We start from the raw sequence: 16,262 nt of genomic DNA on the forward strand, positions 1-16,262 counted from the left end.
CCCGAGGGGGCCAGTAGTAGATGCCGTACGTGCCGTATGTGCCGACGGCGGTCAGGGAATGGCGAGGATGGACGGGTGCCGCCCCGTTCTGGCTGAACTCGCTCCTGCTGCTCCTGGCCCCCTTCACCGCCGTCACGCTGTTCGGACAGATCGGCGTCATAGCCGCCCTCGCCGCGCTCGGCGGCCTGGCCCGCCACCTCTGGTCCGGCGACTACGGGCATCCGGCCATGCACCTCGCGGCGGCGGCGATGGGCGCGGCGGCGGCGCTGACCGTACTCATGTGAGCCCCCTGGAGCCCGGCACCCCCTGGTGGGAGCCGGGCGGGCAGGCCTTCCCCGGCTCCTCACCCGTTCGGGTGCACGCCTTCCATCTCCGGCATCCGGCCTGCGGACCGGCCGCCATCTGCGAAGACGTACGGGTTCGGAGCCCGGGCACCCGTGACGCACCGTCAGCCTGCGGTGTTTCACAGGGTGCGGAAGGGCAGAGGAGGTGTCCACTGCTCACATGACCCGGCCGTCCGCGCCGGACAGGAAGGATCGCCATGCCCCGCGCCAAGTGGGTCGTCGCCGCCCTGACGGTGACTCTGCTGTCCACCGGCATCGGGGTGTTGCAGAGTACCGAGGGCGCCCGGCCCACCGCCTCGACCGCGACCACCGACGACTCGCTGCCCTCACGGGCCCTGGGCCTGTCCGGCCACCGCCGGCTCGTCCGGCAGCTCGAGCACGCCGAGGAGCACACCCCCGGCAAGGGGGCCCGGTCGCCGAGGACCGCCCCCGGGCCGCTGCGGGCGGTCAGGGGTCCGCTCCGGGCGGCCCGTCCGCTGCGGCTGCGGATCCCCAGCCTGCGCGTCGACCTGCCCCTGACCGGCACCGACGGGGCGGCCACCTGGGACTCCGGCAGCCCGGCGCCCGGCTCGGCCGGCACCGCCTCGGTCACCGGGGCCGGGCTCCGCCTCGGCGAACTGCGGCCGGGCCGGACCGTGGAGATCCCGCGCGCGGACGGCCGTACGGCCGTGTTCACCGTCGTGGAGATCTCCCCCGGCGAGGTCTCCGGGACCGAGGACCCGGCCGGGCGGCCCCAACTCCGGCTGGTCGGCGGCGAGACCGCCGTACTGGCCCGGCTGACGGGGCAGCGCCGCACCCGCTAGGGGGGACTTCGTACCCCGGTCGGGGGACGCTCGCGGCGCGGCCGGGTGCCGCCGCCGATGCCGGGGCACACCCCTCGCATGAGCGGGAGGCACTGCGCGCTTGCAGCAGCACTGACCCGGGCCCTGACAGCGGCCTGCGTCGTGCTGCTGTGCGTGTTCGGAGCCGGTCCGGCCGCCGCGACGGCTGCCGAGTCGCGGCCCGCCTCCAGCGCACCCGCGGCACCCGCGGAGCCCACCGAGGGGCCGTCCGATCCGGCGGCCGATCCCGAGCTGCGCGCTGCCGTACGACTGGCCGTGCGCGGGATTCCCGGCGCACGGCTGAGGCCGCTCCCGGTGTTTCACGTGAAACAGGGCGGGGCCGCCGTGTGCGAGCCGCTCGGAGCGGTGCCGTCCACGGGGACGGCACGAAGTGTGGTCCTGCGCTGCTGACCGGGCCGAGCCCGGACGCAGACGCACACACCCCCCACTTCGCACACCGCACACCGTGAGGTTCCGTCATGCCCATCGACCCGTACGCCGCGCTGAACGCCATGCTCCGTGCCGAGGCCGCCCGTTTCGCCCCGCCGGTCCGGCAGAACGAGCCGGTGCGTCCGGCCCAGCCGGTCGCCTCCGACAACCATGAGCAGGAGCAGAACACCGCCGCCCCGGCGGACCCGGCCGCGTAAGGCCCCGCAGCAAGGGAGGAGCGCCGGTTCCCGTGCCCTCGGCAACGGAGGGTGGTCATGTGAGGTTCGACCACGGCACGGGAACCGGCGCCACTGTTCAGTCCGGGGGGTGCGGCCCCCGGCCGCCTCGGGCGGAAGTACCGGCCCGCCCCGGCCGAAAGTACCGCCGCGGACGGGACCCTTCTCAGTCCTCGTGGGTGTGGAAGCGGTAGAACGCGGCCGCGCCGACGCCGATGCCGACGAAGAGGCCCACCACGACGGCCTTGAGGATCGACTGGTCGGTGAGGCTGTGCAGGTACCCCACGGCGATACCGCCGAAGGCGCCGTACGCCGCGGCACGGACCTCCTGCATGACGTTCGTGCCCATCCGGCCGAGTCCGAACGCGATCGCGGCGAAGAGCGCGCCGCACAGGATTCCGTAGAACACGTTGGCCGCTGTGACCGGGCCCGCCTGCCGCTCCATGTAGGCGGCCCAGAATCCGTAGACGATTCCGAGAAGCAGGGGCCCTGCGTAGGCGAGCATGCCCAGGTGGGTCATGTCCGTCATCTGCCGGTGCTGCCGGTGGGCAGCGGGTGCCGCATGTGCCATGACGGGCTCCTCTCTCCCATCATCCAGGGCACACCCAGCGCCCCCGACCGGCAAGTGGATCACCCGTGCGGGTCAGCCCCGCACGGCCCGGCGACGATCTCGAAGAGCATGCCGGGCAGGGCGAGGGCGGCGACCCCGGTCAGGGTCTGGGCTGCCGGATCTCCGCGCACCGGAAGGCCCCCTCGGGCCCCTCGACGGCGGCGACCACGTCCATGAGCGAGATGGCGGCGAGCGGGCGGGCCGGCCGGAAGCCGCCGCGAGGGCCTGGGCTGGATGCAAGGGTGCCGCGCCACCCGCCCGCAGCAGCACCGCTCGCGCCCGGGCCCGCGCCCGCTTTCCCTGGTGACGTGCGCACCTTCCTGTCGGCGGTCCTCATCGTGCTCATGACCCTGCTCGTGCCCGCGAGCGCCGTCGCGTACTGGGCCGACCGCGAGTTGGGCGATGCCGAGCGCTACACCGCCGCGATGTCCCCGCTCGCCGAGGACCCCGCCGTGCGGAGCGTCGTCGTCACCCAGGCCGGCCGGGCCCTCTCGGGACAGATCGACGCGGGCCCCTTCCAGAGCGGGGTGGACGCCCTGCTCGGCGAGGCCCTGCGCTCCTTCGCCGGCACCCCGGCCTACCGGACCGCCTGGGACGCCGCCAACCGCGCCGCGCACGCCGCCTTCCTCGACGCGCTCGCCACCGGTCACGGGGACGCCGTCACCATCGACCTCGCCCCCGTCATCGCGCAGGTCAAAGGAGAACTCGTCGATGACGGCGTGCCCTTCGCCGACCGGATCCCGGTGACCCACATCTCGGTGAAGGTCATGGAGTACGACAACCTGGGCGCCCTCCGGAAGGGGTTCCACATGCTCCAGATCGCCGGCATCTGGCTCCCGGTGCTGACCCTCTTCCTGGCCGTGGCGGCCATCGCGGTGTCCGTCCGGCGGCGCCGCGCGGTGATCGCCACGGGGCTGGGGCTCGCGTTCGGGGCCGGGCTGCTGTGGGTCGCGGTGGACCTGTGCCGCCGCCTCACCCTGGACGATCTGCCCGCCGACATCGACCGGGCGGCCGCCGGTGCCGTGTACGACGCCCTCACCGCGTTCCTGCGGACCACCTCCTGGGTGGTGCTCGCCGTCGGCCTCGCCACCGCACTGGCGGCCTGGCTGACAGGACGACGGCGCCGCACCCCATAAGCTCGGAAGGTACCCAGGTACGTAGAACGACGCGTAAAACACCAGAAGAACCGATTCGCGAGCGGGGCACGGAAACGGGAATGAGCACCGAACGCACCGAACACATAGCTTCGCGGCGGGCCCGGCACCATCCGCTGGCCCCGCCCGACTGGCTCCTCTCGGGGCTGAAGCCGAGTTCCGCCCCGATCCCGTGGGCCGCCGTCGTGCGGGCCTCGATCGCGCTGGCCGCCCCGCTGGCCGTCGGTTTCGCACTGGACGAGCCCGAGTACGGCGCGCTCGTCTCCATGGGCGCCCTCTCCGGCGTCATCAGCGACACCGCCGACGCCTACCGGATGCGGATCCTGAACATCGCCGTACCGCAGTTCTTCGGCGCCGTCGGCATCGCGCTGGGCACCCTGGTCTACGGGCACGGCTGGGTGGCCGTCGGCGCCCTCACCCTCGTCGCCCTGGTCTCCGGGATGATCTCGTCCATCGGCACGGTCGCCTCGGCGTCCGGGCTGCTGCTCCTGCTCAACGCCGTCGTCGGCGCCGGACTCCCGATGCCCCGGCCCTGGTGGATCGCGCCCCTGCTGCTGGGCGCGGGCGGGCTGTTCGTCCTCGTCCTGACCCTGCTCGGCTGGCCGCTGCGCGGGCGGCAGCCGGAACGGGCCGCCGTCGCCGCCACCTACCGGGCCCTGGCCGACGCCCTGGAGGCCGCCGGCGGGCCGGGCGCCGCCTTCGACGAGCGCCGCCGGGAGGTCACCCAGTCCCTGAACCAGGCCTACGACCTCGTACTCGGCCGGCGGACCCGGGTGCACGGCCGCAGCCCCTCACTGGTGCGGATGCTGGCCCAGCTCAACGTGGTGATCCCGCTGGTGGAGGCCGTGCCCGCCGCGCACCAGCGGCGCAGGCCGGTGCCGCCCGAGATCCCGGCGGCCGTACGGGAGCTGGCCACGGCCGTCGAGGAGGGCCGTACCGGCAAGCCGGTGCTGGACCTGCCCGCACCGCACACCCCGGCCGAACGGGCCGTCGACGCCGCGCTGCGGCACGCCGCGGCCATCGTGTACCTGGCCGAGCCCGACATCCACAACGTCGACGACCGCCTCGGCCGCCCCGCCGCCCTGCGGCTGCGGGCACGGCGGGCGGTGCGCGGCATGATGCTGTCCGGGGCCTCCTGGCGGTACGGCCTGCGGCTCGCCCTGTGCATCGGCCTCGCGCAGTCGTTCGTCTCCCTGATCGAGGTCGAGCGGTCCTACTGGGTCGCGCTGACCGTCACCTTCGTCCTCAAGCCCGACTTCGGCTCGGTGTTCTCGCGGGCCGTGCTGCGCGCGCTGGGCACCGCCGGGGGGCTGGTGATCGCGGCCGCCGTGCTGTCGGAAGTACCGCGCGGCTGGTGGGACGTACCGGTGATGATGGTCCTGGCCGCCCTCATCCCCGCCTTCTCCGCCAAGGGTTACGCCTTCCAGACCGCGGCGATCACCCCCGTCATCCTGCTCCTCTCGGACCTGCTGAACCACCAGGGCTTCGACCTGATCCGGCCGCGGCTTCTGGACAGCCTGATCGGCTGCGCCATCGCCCTGGTCTTCGGCTACCTCCTCTGGCCCGAGAGCTGGCACACCCGGATCGGGGACCGCCTCGCGCGCGCCGTGGAGGACGCCGCCGGGTACGTGGAACGGGCCTTCGCGCCGGTCGCGGACGAGGCGGAGCTCCGGGCGGTCCGGCAGGCGCGCCTGCAGGCCCGGCGGCGGATCTACCGGGACCTGTCGGGGGTGCGCAGCGAGTTCCAGCGGGCCCTGACCGAACCGCCGCCGACCGGAACCCGCGCCACGGCGTGGTGGCCGCTGGTGGTGGCCGTCGAACGGATCGTGGACGCGACCACCGCCGCCCGCGTCCGCGTCAACCACGGCGCGGCGCCGCCTGCGGCGGGCGAGGTCGAGTGGATCACCCGGCAGCTGCGCGAACTGGCCGAGAACGTCCGGGCGACGACGACCCCGTTCCACGTGGACGTCCCCCTGGACCCGGACTCGTCGAGCGTGCTGGCCCCGGTCCGCCAGGAGGTGGCGGCAGCCCGGGCCATCACCCGCCAGGACCCCTGACCCCGTCCCCGTCCCCGTCCCCGTCCCGGTCCCGGTCCCGGTGCCGGTGCCGGACGGGCTGGGTGTCTCAGCCTCGCCAGGGGGCACCTCCCAGCGGTAGCCGGGGGAGTTCGAGGCGCGGGGTCCGGGGCGGAGCCCCGGGGAACGGTGGAAGGGCGGGGCGGGGAGTGGCTCCGCGCAGCGGGGGCCGGGTAGCCCGAACAGACGCACGGCCGGGCCGGAGACCGGCCCTCGGGGGAGCATCGAAGCATGCGCAGCCCCCACCTCCTGGCCCTCGCCGCCCTCCTGGCGGCCACGGCGGGCTGCGCCGACGCGGAGGGCCTCAAGAGCTCCGGCGACCTCGGCACCGTCCACGCCCCGCTGACCCTGTGGAAGGAGTTCCGCCCCGACCCTCCCGAGCCCGGCCAGCAGCCGGGAACGGCAGCCGTCGTACCCGGCATACCCAAGGTGCCGGGGGCCGGAAAGGCCGGCATGCGCGGGACCGACGCCCTGGCCGTACTGCGGGCCGACATGAAGGCCGCCGTCACCCAGGACGGCGGCACCGGCCGCCTCGTCGACCCCCGCGCCCTCCAGCGGCTCGCACTCTGCACACAGGCTGTGGACGGCGGACCCGACTGCCCCGTCCGCCCGCCCGTGCTGCACGATCTGACCGGCGACGGCCGCCCGGAGCTGATCACCGCCCTGGACATCGACGGCCGGCTCAGCGAGCTGCGCGTCTACACCGCCCGGGACGACGGCAGCGTGGCCCGGATCCTGTCCCGGCGCGCGGTGCTGGAAGGCGTGGAGGTGGCCGCCGAGCACCTCGCGGTCCGCGAGCCGACCTCGAACCCCATGTACGTCGGCGTCGCCGACTACGTGTGGGATCCCGCGTCCGGGACCATGAACCTCTCCCAGCTCACCCTCGACGACTGCCCCGGCGGAAACGGGGCCCGATGCGCGCCATGAGCAGTCTGCGCTGGCAGATCGCCGTGACCACCACGATGGTGTGCTGCATGGTCGCCGCCGCCCTGGGGATCCTCGTGCACAACGTGGTCGCCCGGCAGATCGTCGGCGAGGTCCGCAAAGAAGCCGACCGGGACCTGGACCACGCCCTCGGCCACTACGAGTACGGGACCGCGCACGGCGATGTGAACGCCTCCCTGGACCCGGCCGACCTGCCCGGACCGCTGCGTGCGCTCGTCGCACGCGGGGACACCGGGAGCATGGTCGGCTCGTACAAGGGGAAGCCCGTGATGTGGGCCGCCGGCCCCGCCGACGACAAGGCCCTCGCGGTGTGGATCCCGTTCGAGAACACCCGTAAGCGGCTGCGGGACATCGACACCGCGATCCTGGCCTCCGCCGCGGTCGCGGCCGGGGTGGTGGCCCTGGCCGGCCTGTTCCTCGCCAACCGGATCAGCCGGCGGCTCACGGCCACGGCCGAGGTGGCCCGCCGGATCAGCGCCGGCGACCTCGACGCCCGGATGGACTTCCCCGCCGGCAGCGACGATCCCCTGCGGACCGGCTACCGCGACGAGGTACGGGACGTGGCCCATGCCCTGGACTCGATGGCCGGCTCGCTCCAGGATCGACTGGAGGCGGAGAAGCGGTTCACGGCGGATGTCGCGCACGAACTGCGCACCCCGCTCACGGGCTCACTGGCCGCAGCGGCACTGCTGCCCGACGGACGCCCCAAGGAGATGATCAACGACCGGCTCAAGGCCATGCACCTGCTGACCGAGGACCTGCTGGAGATCTCCCGGCTGGACTCCGGGGTCGAACAGGCCGACCTGAGCCGGATGGAACTCGGCCGGGCGGTGGAACGGGCCGTCGCCGGGACCGGGCTGGCCGCCTCGGTGCGGGTGATCCGTGACGCGGAGGTGCTGACCGACCGGCGGCGCCTGGACCGGATCCTGGCGAACCTGCTGGCCAACGCCCACAAACACGGTCGGCCCCCGGTAGAGGTCACGGTGGACGGGCCCGTCGTGGTGCTCCGCGACCACGGGCCGGGCTATCCGGCCGAACTGATCGAGCACGGTCCTCAGCGCTTCCGCACCGGGGATCCGGGCCGGGGGCGGGGCCATGGGCTCGGCCTGACGATCGCGGCCGGGCAGGCGGCGGTACTGGAGATCGACCTGAGCTTCGCCAACGCGCCGGACGGAGGCGCGATCACGACCCTCAGGCTCCCCGTGGGCCGCCTGCCCCAGAGCAGTTGAGGAGTGTTTCACGTGAAACATCCGCTTCAGTCAGGATGTTTCACGTGAAACGGTCAACGCTCAGCCGTCAACGCACCGGTCAGAGACCGATGTTCTTGCCGTCCTTGCGCCAGACCGACACGACCGCCGGGCGGACGATCTTGCCCGGTCCGTCGGGCCACACCGACTGCGGGTTCTCGACGGACGCGCCGTCGATCTCGCCCGGGTGCTGGACGGCGACCAGGACGCGCTTGTCCTGAACCAGCGGACCGCAGGTCTCGGCACCGCGCGGAACGGTCAGGAACTGCTTCAGCTCACCGCGGCGCTCACCGGCGGTGGCGACGCCGAAGAGGCCGTCGTGGGAGCCGAGCTGGTTGCCGTCCGTGGAGATCCACAGGTTGCCGTGCGGGTCGAAGGTCACGTTGTCCGGGCAGGAGATCGGGCTGACCTTGTCCTTCGGGAAGCCCGCGAAGTAGGTGGCCGGGTCGTTCGGGTCACCGGCGACCAGGAAGAGGCGCCAGGCGAAGCCCTCGCCGGCCGGGTCGTCGAAGAACTCGGCGAGCTCCAGGATCTGGCCGTGCTTGTTCAGGTTGCGCGGGTTCGCCTCGTCCGCACCGGGCTGACCGGCCTTGCCGCGGTTGGAGTTGTTCGTCAGCACCACGTAGACGCGGCCGGTGCGCGGGGAGGGCTCGATGTCCTCGGGGCGGTCCATCTTGGTGGCGCCCACCTTGTCGCCGGCCTGGCGCGTGAAGGTGTACACCTCCTCGGCGGTCATGCCGTCGACGTGCGAGACGGCGCCGGACGCGGTCGCGGTGGCGAGCTTGATCCACACGCCCGTGCCGTCGAACTCGCCGTCGTTGGGGAGCTTGCCGGTGCCGTCGATCTGGTCGGCCGGGGAGTCGCCGGTCAGCTTGGCGACGTAGAGGGTGCCCTCGTCGAGGAGCGTCAGGTTGTGCTCCTTCGCCGCGCGGCTGTTCCCCTTCTTCATCTGCTTGCTCGACACGAACTTGTAGAAGTAGTCGAAGCGCTCATCGTCGCCCATGTAGACGACCGGGCGGCCGTCCTCGGTCAGGCGGGGCTGCGCGCCCTCGTGCTTGAAGCGGCCCAGCGCGGTGCGCTTGCGCGGAACGGAGTTCGGGTCGTACGGGTCGAGCTCGATGACCCAGCCGAAGCGGTTGACCTCGTTGGGCTCCTGGGCGACGTCGAAGCGCTTGTCGAACCGCTCCCACTTGCGCTCGGTCTCGCCGGCCGTCACGCCGTAGCGCTTCAGGCGGGCGGCCTGGACGGGGTCGGTGACCTTGCCGGCATTGGCGAAGTACTGGTTGATGTTCTCCTCGCCGTGGAGGGTGGTGCCCCACGGGGTGGTGCCGCCGGAGCAGTTGTTCAGCGTGCCGAGGACCTTGGTGCCGGTCGGGTCGACGGAGGTCTTGAGCAGGGCGCTGCCCGCGGCCGGGCCGGTCAGCTTGAACTCGCTGGTGGCGGTGAGGCGGCGGTTGAGCTCGTGGCGGCTGACGGAGGTCAGCTTGCCGCTGCGGTGGTCCTCCTGGACCACGACGACACCGAGGCCGTGGGCGGCCCAGGCGATCTCGACCTGCTCGCGGGTCGGGTTGGCCGGGTCGTAGCCCTTGAACATGAGGTTCTCGTCGGTGTACTCGTGGTTGGCCACGAGCAGCTGCTGGCGGGCGTACTTGTCGCCGAGCGGGAGAAGGCTCAGGAAGTCGTTGTTGTAGCCGAACTGACCGGCCTGGGCGGCGGCGGTCTGCTTGTCGGCGTTGAAGCCCGGGGCACCCTTGACGATCGGGTCGCCCCAGCGGATGACCACGTTCTGGTCGTGGCCCTCGGGGATGGTGACCTGGTCGGCGGTGTTCGGCGCGACGGGCGTGAAGCGCAGGCCGCGGGCGGCCTCGCCGGCACCGGTGCCTGCGGCGGTGGCCTCACCGGCGGGGGTGGCGTTGGCGCTCTGGCCGGGGCCGCTGAGGGCGATGGCCGTACCACCGGCGGTGGCGACGGTGACGACGGCGGCCGTGCGCAGCATCGAGCGGCGCGAGTAGGACTTGGCTATGACGTCGCCGACGTACTCGTTGTCGCTGGTGTTGGGCACCTCGTGGAAGCATGCGTCGCCGCAGCGGTAGCGACAGGTGAGGGCGGAACGGCCGCCCCCATGCGGGTTGCCGATGAGCGGCAGAAGCTTGCGCACGAGTGTCCTCCGAGTAGCTGCGTGGGCGCCGACAACCTGTCGGGACGATCCAGCCGCGACGCTAGGCGCGGGTTGCGCCGAAGCGGCGGCGGCGGGATGAACGATGGGTGAACCCGGCACGTCGGAGCGGCAGTTCGCCGGAGGGCCGGGTGGGGTGATAAGGGCGCACGCCACGAAAGGTGCCCCTCCCGAAGATCGCGCTTGGCGGCCGATAACCTTACGTGTCCACTCTGGGCAGGGATCATCCGCGCAGCACGGACAAATGACGCACGCACTCCCGCGAAAGGCCTGGCCCATGGGTATTCGGAGCTTGTTGCGCAAGGTGTTCGGACGGTCTGCGGAACCGGTTCCGGAAACCTCGGACGCCCCTTCGGCGGCTGTCCCGAACCAGGCGGAACGTAACCCGCTCGATGCGGCGGCCGAACTGGTTGCGGCGTCCTTCGACAACCCGTCCGTTCCGCCGCAGTCCACTCCGCGGGACCGGGAGGCGGGCGCCGTCCTCACGGCCCCCGCCCCGACGACGGACCCGACGGTCCCGGAAGCCCGCCGACCCGGGTCGCCTGCGGCGAAGCCCACCGTTCCCACCCCCGCCGCCGAGCCGGCCGCCGCCGAGGCCGAGCCGGCCGCCGAGGCCACCGCCCCGGAGGCAGAGCCGGTCGCCGCCGCTGCGGAGCAGGCCGAGGCCGAGCCGGCTGCTGCCGAGGCGGAGTCGCCCGAGGCGGAGCCGGCCGTCGAGGCCACCGCCCCGGAGGCGGAGCCGGTCGCCGTTGCGGCGCAGCCCGACGCCGAGGCGCCGGAGGCCGAGCCCGAGGCTGACGCCCAGGCGGAGTCGGCCGTCGAGGCCACCGCCACGGAGGCGGAGCCGGTTGCCGAGGCTCCGGAGGCTGAGCCGGTAGCGGCGGCTGCGGAGCAGCCCGGCGCCGAAGCCGCCGCGCCGGAGGCGCAGGACGAGGACGAAAACGAGGCGCCTGAGGCGCCTGAGGCGGAGCCGGTCGCCGTTGTGGCGGAGCCCGACGCCGAGGCACCGCAGGCCGAGGCTGACACCCCGGCGGAGCCGGTCGCCGCCGCTGCGGAGCAGGCCGAGGCCGAGCCGGCTGCCGCCGACGCCGAGGCGCAGGCGGAGACCACCGAGGCCGAGGCCCCCGAGGCGGAGTCGGCCGTCGAGGCCACCGCCACGGAGGCGGAGCCGGCTGCTGAGGCACCGCAGGCCGAGGCCGAGGCCGACACCCCGGCGGAGCAGGTCGCCGCCGCTGCGGAGCAGGCCGAGGCCGAGCCGGTTGCCGCGGCTGTGGAAGAGGTCGAGGGGGCCTCGCCGGAGGCCGAGGCGGAGCCGGCTCGGGCGTTGGCCGACGTGAAGCGGGTCGCGCCCGGGGTCGTCGGGGCGTACAAGGCCGTCGGGCAGGTCCTGCGCGGCAAGGGCAGGACCGGGGCGCGGGCCAAGGTGTACCTCGTGCTGGACCGCTCCGGGTCGATGCGCGGGTTCTACAAGGACGGCAGTGCGCAGCACCTCGCCGACCACGCCCTCGCACTCGCCGCGCACCTCGACGAGGCCGCGACCGTGCACACCGTGTTCTTCTCCACGGACGTGGACGGCACCGCCGACCTGTCCCTCGACGCCCACGACGCGTCCTGGGTCGAGGCCCGCCACGGCGAGCTCGGCCGGATGGGCCGCACCAGCTACCACGTGGCCGTCGAGGCCGTCGTCGAGCGGTACCAGAAGGACGGCGGCGAGGGCCCGGCCCTGGTCGTGTTCCAGACGGACGGCGCGCCCGACAACGTCCGCCCCGCCCGCCAGGCGATCACCGACGCGGCCGCCTCCGCCCCCGGCATCCACTGGCAGTTCGTCGCCTTCGGCGAGCACGACTCCAAGGCGTTCGACTTCCTGCGCAAGCTGGACGCCGAGAACGCCGGCTTCTTCCACGCCGGCCCGGCGCCCGCGGAGCTGACCTCCGCCGCCCTGGCCAAGGGTGTGCTGGAGCGCTTCTGAGGAACGGCGAAGGGGCCCGGGATCTGATCCCGGGCCCCTTCGTCATGCCGTGTGGGAACTACCGCGCCGCATCCGGGTGCACGGCCTCGGCGACCGGCTTGGCGTCGGCCGCCTTCGTCTCGACCGGCTTGCGGAGCGCGATGTTGAGCTCACGCAGACGGGCCTCCTCCAGGACCGTCGGCGCACCCATCATCAGGTCCTGCGCGTTGCCGTTCAGCGGGAAGGCGATGGTCTCGCGGATGTTCGGCTCGTCGGCCAGCAGCATCACGATGCGGTCCACGCCCGGGGCGATGCCACCGTGCGGCGGGGCGCCGAGGCGGAACGCGCGCAGCATGCCCGCGAACTCGCGCTCGACGGTCTCGGCCTCGTAACCGGCGATCTCGAAGGCCTTCAGCATGACCTCGGGCTCGTGGTTGCGGATGGCGCCGGAGGACAGCTCGATGCCGTTGCAGACGATGTCGTACTGCCAGGCCAGGATGTCGAGCGGGTCCTTCTCCTCCAGGTCCTTCATGCCGCCCTGCGGCATGGAGAAGGGGTTGTGGGAGAAGTCGATCGCGCCGGTGTCCTCGTCCTTCTCGTACATCGGGAAGTCGACGATCCAGCAGAAGCGGAAGACGTTCTCCTCGAACTGGCCCGCGCGCTTGGCCGCCTCGACGCGGACGCCGGACATGATCTTGGAGACCTCGTCGAAGTCGCCCGCGCCGAAGAACACGGCGTGGCCGGCGGTCAGGCCCAGGCGCTCGGTGAGGACCTTGACGTTCTCCTCGGTGAGGAACTTGGCGATCGGGCCGGTGAGGGCACCGTCCTCGCCGACGCGGACCCAGGCCAGGCCCTTCGCGCCGAGGGAGACCGCGTAGTCACCGAGGCCGTCGAAGAACTTGCGCGGCTGCGCGGCGGTGTCCGGGACGGGCAGGGCGCGCACGTGCTTGCCCGCGAACGCCTTGAACTCCGAGCCCTCGAAGACGTCGGTGATGTCGACGAGTTCCAGCTTGGCGCGCAGGTCGGGCTTGTCGTTGCCGTACTTCAGCATCGACTCGCGGAACGGGATCCGCGGGAACGGCGAGGTGACCGCGCGGCCGTTGCCGAACTCGGTGAAGAGCTCGGTCATCAGGCGCTCGATCGGCTGGAAGACGTCCTCCTGCTCGACGAAGGACATCTCCACGTCGAGCTGGTAGAACTCGCCCGGCGAGCGGTCGGCGCGGGCGTCCTCGTCGCGGAAGCAGGGCGCGATCTGGAAGTACCGGTCGAAGCCGGAGATCATCAGCAGCTGCTTGAACTGCTGCGGGGCCTGCGGCAGGGCGTAGAACTTGCCCGGGTTCAGACGGGACGGGACGACGAAGTCACGGGCGCCCTCGGGGGAGGTCGCGGTGAGGATCGGGGTCGCCATCTCGTTGAAGCCGAGGGCCACCATCTTCGAGCGGATCGAGGCGATGACCGCCGACCGCAGCATGATGTTGCGGTGCATGCGCTCGCGGCGCAGGTCGAGGAAGCGGTACTCCAGGCGCCGCTCCTCGTTCACACCGTCGTCGGTGTTGATGGTGAAGGGCAGCGGGGCGGCCGCGCCGAGCACCTCGACCTCGGCGGCCTCGATCTCGATCTCGCCGGTCGGCAGGTCGGGGTTGATGTTCTCGGTGCCGCGCGAGACCACCTTGCCGTCGACCCGGACGACGGTCTCCTTGGAGAGCTTGTCCAGGACCGCGGCGGCAGCGGTGCCCGGACGGGCGACGAGCTGCGTGATGCCGTAGTGGTCGCGCAGATCGATGAAGAGGATGCCGCCCAGGTCTCGACGATTGTGCAGCCAGCCGCTCAGCCGGACGTCGGTGCCGACGTCAGAGGCTCGGAGCTCGCCGCACGTGTGGGACCTGTACCGATGCATCAGTCATCCAGTTCTTCGCGATACCAGGGTGGATTCAACCCTCCCAAGGTTACCGTCCGGGAAGCGGCCGGGTCGGGCACGCCCGGTGGACCCGGCGAACAGGCACGTCAGGTGTACGACCTGTAAAGATGACCGGGTGCGCACCGAGGATGTCCTGGCCGCCATCGCGACGGGTCTGTGGCGATGGGACAACGCCTCCGGGACGGTCTCCCTGGACAGCGAGGCCGCCCGGCTGCTCGGTCTGCCCGCGGAGCCGACGGAGCTCGCGGAGGTCGCCGTGCGCTCGCGTTTCCATCCGGTGGACTGGAACGAGATCAGCGGCATAGTGAACCTGGCCGTCGCCGAGGGCACCCTCGCCGAGGCCCGCCTGCGGATCATGGACGAGGACGGCCGGGTGCTGCGCACCGTACGCAGCCGCTCCAAGCCTCTGGAGAACCGGACGGCCGACGGCCGCGTCGACTACGAGCTGATCGGCACCATCCAGGAGATCGCCGAGCCGCAGCCCGGCACCACCGCCGTGCACACCCCGATCACCGGCGACTGGCGGCGCTCCCGCGAGGCGTTCCTGCTGGACGCGGGGCGGGCGCTGGCCGAGGCCCGGTCCACGGCGGAGGTGCTGCGGGTCGCCGCCTCGCTGTCCATGCCCGGCTTCAGCCCGGACGGACTGGCCGTCTTCGGGGTGGCCGGGGAGCGGCTGTCGGTCATCGGCCACCACGGGCACGGCCCCGGCGACGAGGGCCCCTTCTCCGACATGCGGCTCGACACCGCCTACCCGGCCGCGGACGTCGTCCGTACGGGCCGGGCGATCTACCTGCCCAGCCCCGAGGACTACAAGCGGCGCTTTCCGGCCACCTGGCCGCTCGCCCAGCGCTTCGGCCGGACCTCCTGGGCGTTCCTGCCGCTCATCGTGGCCGGGCGCACCATGGGCGCCTGGATGGCCGCCTTCAAGCACCCGGTGTCCTTCTCCCCCGACGAGCGCTCGGTCCTGACGACCGTGGCCCGGATGCTGGCCCAGGCGCTCCAGCGCGCCGGAGTGGCCGAATCCGAGCGGGAGCTCACCACCGGCCTGCAGCGGTCGATGATGCCCCAGCTCGGCCCGGAGATCCCCGGCATGCAGATCGCCGCGCGGTACGTCCCGACGGGCGGCGGGCTCCAGGTCGGCGGCGACTGGTACGACATGATCCCGCTGCCGTCGGGACGGTTCGCCCTGGTCATCGGCGACGTCCAGGGCCACGACGTGCGGGCGGCCGGGCTGATGGGCCAGCTGCGGATCGCGGTCCGCGCGTACGCCTCGGAGGGCCACCGCCCCGACGCGGTGCTCTCGCGCGCCTCCCGCTTCCTCGCGGGGCTGTGCTCCTCGCAGGAGAACGACCCGTACGACTCCGACGAGGACCCCGACATGCAGAGCCCGCGCTTCGCGACCTGCCTGTACGCGGAGTGCGATCCGCGGACCGGGATCCTGGAGGTGGCCCGCGCGGGCCATCCCGACCCGGCGATCCGGATGACGGACGGCACGGTCCTGATGCGGGCCACCGCGGGCGGGCTCCCCCTCGGGATCGTCCCCGACACGGACTACCCCACGACCCGCTTCACCCTGGAGCCCGGCGAGACGATGATGCTCTGCACCGACGGGCTCATCGAGACCGGCGGGCACGACCTCGACACCGGCTGGGCGCGGCTCCGCGCGGTCCTGGAGTCCGAGCTCCCCGCCCCCGGGGACCCGGAGGACGGGCACCCGGGCGACGGCCACGCGGGCGACGGCCACCTGGAAAGGCTCGCCGACCTGCTGGTCCAGGCCGTGCACGGGCCCTCCTCGCACCACACCACGGGCCCGCTGGCCGACCGCCGCGAGGACGACATAGCCGTGCTGCTGCTGTGCCGCGAGGGCGAGAGCTGCGGCTGCGGGGCCCCGCTGCCGCACCCGGCCCGCCCGGCCCGCCGCACCATGCTGACGGTGGCCCAGGCCGAGCCCGAGCGGATCGCGGGCGCGCGGCAGCAGATCCGGGAGCTGCTGCACGACTGGGCCGACGGGGAGCAGGTGGACTCGGCGGTGCTGATGGTCTCCGAGATGGTGACGAACGTGCTCATGCACACCGACGGCGACGCGCTGCTGGTCGCGGAGGCGGTGGGCGAGCTGGGCGACCGCCGGCTCCGCGTGGAGGTCGCGGACCCCAGCGACGAGCTCCCGCACAAGCGGCACCCGGGCGAGATGGCCTCCAGCGGGCGCGGGGTGCTGCTGATGGAGATGCTCGCCGACAGCTGGGGCGTGGACCCGCGGGGGGAGGGCAAGACGATCTGGTTCGAGCTGCACGAGGAGTCCAAGCAGCCGGACGCCGACTGAGCGCCCTTCCGGCCGGCAGTCGGCAGCCGGCAGCCGACG

At 72.9% G+C, this 16,262-nt stretch carries 13 protein-coding genes and 1 pseudogene; 10 read left to right on the forward strand and 4 right to left on the reverse strand.

The window, feature by feature from the left end; genetic code table 11:
• Positions 1-20: 20 nt before the first annotated feature.
• The 4 genes from ACIGFK_RS11930 (at position 21) to ACIGFK_RS11945 (ending at position 1,812) form a co-directional block, all read left to right on the forward strand.
• Positions 21-284 carry a hypothetical protein gene (locus ACIGFK_RS11930; RefSeq protein WP_376660724.1) on the forward strand — a complete coding sequence of 88 codons (264 nt, stop codon included), beginning with the start codon at positions 21-23 and terminating at the stop codon, positions 282-284.
• Positions 285-541: 257 nt separating this feature from the next.
• Positions 542-1,147, forward strand: a complete 606-nt coding sequence (locus ACIGFK_RS11935) for a hypothetical protein (protein ID WP_376660723.1) — start codon at positions 542-544, stop codon at positions 1,145-1,147.
• Positions 1,148-1,225: 78 nt separating this feature from the next.
• Positions 1,226-1,576 (forward strand): hypothetical protein, encoded by a 351-nt coding sequence (locus tag ACIGFK_RS11940; protein WP_376660722.1) that lies wholly within the window; start codon positions 1,226-1,228, stop codon positions 1,574-1,576.
• A gap of 68 nt (positions 1,577-1,644) precedes the next feature.
• Positions 1,645-1,812, forward strand: coding sequence for a hypothetical protein (locus ACIGFK_RS11945; protein WP_400051389.1), 168 nt, complete (start codon positions 1,645-1,647; stop codon positions 1,810-1,812).
• Positions 1,813-1,996: 184 nt separating this feature from the next.
• Here ACIGFK_RS11945 and ACIGFK_RS11950 read toward each other — a convergent pair whose 3' ends face one another.
• Both ACIGFK_RS11950 and ACIGFK_RS11955 read right to left on the reverse strand, forming a co-directional pair.
• Positions 1,997-2,401: a hypothetical protein gene (locus tag ACIGFK_RS11950; RefSeq protein ID WP_376660720.1), complete on the reverse strand. Its 405-nt coding sequence runs from the start codon at positions 2,399-2,401 to the stop codon at positions 1,997-1,999.
• Positions 2,402-2,543: 142 nt separating this feature from the next.
• Positions 2,544-2,687 (reverse strand): annotated as a pseudogene (locus ACIGFK_RS11955) (Rrf2 family transcriptional regulator); the annotation flags it as partial.
• Between the two features lie 61 nt (positions 2,688-2,748).
• Here ACIGFK_RS11955 and ACIGFK_RS11960 point away from each other — a divergent pair.
• From ACIGFK_RS11960 to ACIGFK_RS11975, 4 genes are all read left to right on the forward strand, one after another.
• Positions 2,749-3,576: a hypothetical protein gene (locus ACIGFK_RS11960; protein WP_376660719.1), complete on the forward strand. Its 828-nt coding sequence runs from the start codon at positions 2,749-2,751 to the stop codon at positions 3,574-3,576.
• An 80-nt stretch (positions 3,577-3,656) separates the two neighbouring features.
• Positions 3,657-5,651 carry an FUSC family protein gene (locus ACIGFK_RS11965; RefSeq protein ID WP_376660718.1) on the forward strand — a complete coding sequence of 665 codons (1,995 nt, stop codon included), beginning with the start codon at positions 3,657-3,659 and terminating at the stop codon, positions 5,649-5,651.
• Positions 5,652-5,900: 249 nt separating this feature from the next.
• Positions 5,901-6,596, forward strand: a complete 696-nt coding sequence (locus tag ACIGFK_RS11970) for a hypothetical protein (protein ID WP_386467925.1) — start codon at positions 5,901-5,903, stop codon at positions 6,594-6,596.
• Complete coding sequence (locus tag ACIGFK_RS11975; protein ID WP_376660324.1) at positions 6,593-7,843, forward strand: sensor histidine kinase; 1,251 nt, start codon at positions 6,593-6,595, stop codon at positions 7,841-7,843. The genes ACIGFK_RS11970 and ACIGFK_RS11975 overlap by 4 nt, the downstream gene beginning before the upstream one ends.
• A 79-nt stretch (positions 7,844-7,922) precedes the next feature.
• On the opposite strand, the gene ACIGFK_RS11980 is transcribed toward ACIGFK_RS11975, so the two are convergent.
• On the reverse strand, positions 7,923-10,019 hold the full coding sequence (locus tag ACIGFK_RS11980; RefSeq protein ID WP_400051392.1) for a PhoX family protein: 2,097 nt from the start codon (positions 10,017-10,019) through the stop codon (positions 7,923-7,925).
• Positions 10,020-10,314: 295 nt separating this feature from the next.
• Between ACIGFK_RS11980 and ACIGFK_RS11985 the strand changes: the two genes are divergently transcribed.
• Positions 10,315-12,006, forward strand: a complete 1,692-nt coding sequence (locus ACIGFK_RS11985; RefSeq protein WP_400051394.1) for a VWA domain-containing protein — start codon at positions 10,315-10,317, stop codon at positions 12,004-12,006.
• 58 nt (positions 12,007-12,064) lie between these two features.
• Here the strand turns inward: ACIGFK_RS11985 and aspS are convergent, their stop codons facing one another.
• Positions 12,065-13,882 carry an aspartate--tRNA ligase gene (aspS, locus tag ACIGFK_RS11990; protein ID WP_376660321.1) on the reverse strand — a complete coding sequence of 606 codons (1,818 nt, stop codon included), beginning with the start codon at positions 13,880-13,882 and terminating at the stop codon, positions 12,065-12,067.
• 136 nt (positions 13,883-14,018) lie between these two features.
• On the opposite strand from aspS, the gene ACIGFK_RS11995 reads away from it, so the two are divergent.
• Positions 14,019-16,223, forward strand: coding sequence for a SpoIIE family protein phosphatase (locus ACIGFK_RS11995; RefSeq protein ID WP_400051396.1), 2,205 nt, complete (start codon positions 14,019-14,021; stop codon positions 16,221-16,223).
• The last annotated feature ends 39 nt before the right edge of the window (positions 16,224-16,262 follow it).

The organism is Streptomyces sp. NPDC085524 (genome assembly GCF_044541755.1).
In the GTDB taxonomy this organism is placed as follows: Bacteria; Actinomycetota; Actinomycetes; order Streptomycetales; family Streptomycetaceae; genus Streptomyces.

What these genes read in the sequence shown, in the direction of transcription:
- ACIGFK_RS11940 (WP_376660722.1), top strand. Translation starts at nt 1,226, where the DNA reads ATGAGCGGGAGGCACTGCGCGCTTGCAGCAGCACTGACCCGGGCCCTG.
- ACIGFK_RS11950 (WP_376660720.1), bottom strand. Translation starts at nt 2,401, where the DNA reads ATGGCACATGCGGCACCCGCTGCCCACCGGCAGCACCGGCAGATGACG.
- ACIGFK_RS11970 (WP_386467925.1), top strand. Translation starts at nt 5,901, where the DNA reads ATGCGCAGCCCCCACCTCCTGGCCCTCGCCGCCCTCCTGGCGGCCACG.
- ACIGFK_RS11945 (WP_400051389.1), top strand. Translation starts at nt 1,645, where the DNA reads ATGCCCATCGACCCGTACGCCGCGCTGAACGCCATGCTCCGTGCCGAG.
- ACIGFK_RS11965 (WP_376660718.1), top strand. Translation starts at nt 3,657, where the DNA reads ATGAGCACCGAACGCACCGAACACATAGCTTCGCGGCGGGCCCGGCAC.
- ACIGFK_RS11975 (WP_376660324.1), top strand. Translation starts at nt 6,593, where the DNA reads ATGAGCAGTCTGCGCTGGCAGATCGCCGTGACCACCACGATGGTGTGC.
- ACIGFK_RS11985 (WP_400051394.1), top strand. Translation starts at nt 10,315, where the DNA reads ATGGGTATTCGGAGCTTGTTGCGCAAGGTGTTCGGACGGTCTGCGGAA.
- ACIGFK_RS11935 (WP_376660723.1), top strand. Translation starts at nt 542, where the DNA reads ATGCCCCGCGCCAAGTGGGTCGTCGCCGCCCTGACGGTGACTCTGCTG.
- ACIGFK_RS11930 (WP_376660724.1), top strand. Translation starts at nt 21, where the DNA reads ATGCCGTACGTGCCGTATGTGCCGACGGCGGTCAGGGAATGGCGAGGA.
- aspS (WP_376660321.1), bottom strand. Translation starts at nt 13,882, where the DNA reads ATGCATCGGTACAGGTCCCACACGTGCGGCGAGCTCCGAGCCTCTGAC.